Consider the following 785-nt stretch of genomic DNA (forward strand, 5'->3'; position numbering starts at 1 on the left):
CAATTTATTAATGGAGGATGTCACCCAATCATTGAAAGCACAGGGTGCTTCATTATTACAGGGTGCATGGATAACGAGAGTCCGATTACAGAAAACACAAATGTTGAAGAAAAAGAAAACAATTTATTAATGGAGGATGTCACCCAATCATTGAAAGCACAGGGTGTCGAGTTATTTTCTATTGGGCAACTCGATGATGAATTTGCAGTATTAAACGATGTGAAACCGCATGCGTTTACGATAGGAAACCCATTGGAAGATGTGGCCAAGCTAGAGAACATCTATATCTATATTTTCGATTCGGAACAAGCTCGTATGAATGGACTTGCTACGTTTAAACAGCACCTCGAAACCGCTAAATTAGCGGCATTTCCATGGTATTATGAGCAAAAAAATGTGTTGGTAATTTATTTCAGCAATGAAAAAAAACTTTCGAAGTTTGGTAATGTAATTCAAACTGCACTTCATGATTTATAAATTAAGATATAAATCAATGTCATTAATGTTTAGACTCGCATTGCGACGAGGAACGATAGWTCAACAACATAAAGTGAGCAGTCCGCCGCGGCCCTGCTCACTTTTTTCATTAARCTAAAGGGAAAGATAGTTCCAATATGTGGTATGTTTGTAGTAGGCGTTCACTCAGATAGAAGGGGGGGGATTCCCAATGGAGAATGAGAAGCGGTTAAACACCCGAATTATTGAGTCTAGGACACTTAACGTTCTTCTATCTTAGAAATACTCGTTTTCACTCATACTTTTATAGTTTTTGGCACGATCTGCCC

The 785-nt window shown here is 38.2% G+C and carries 1 protein-coding gene; it reads left to right on the plus strand.

The genetic code is table 11. The features are described from left to right. The coding region (locus tag AB4Z33_RS31045) for a hypothetical protein (RefSeq protein ID WP_442053590.1) at nucleotides 1-477 on the plus strand (477 nt) is incomplete at its 5' end. Nucleotides 478-785 lie beyond the last annotated feature (308 nt).

Source organism: Paenibacillus sp. 2TAB19 (genome assembly GCF_052115185.1).
Classification (GTDB): Bacteria; Bacillota; Bacilli; order Paenibacillales; family Paenibacillaceae; genus Pristimantibacillus.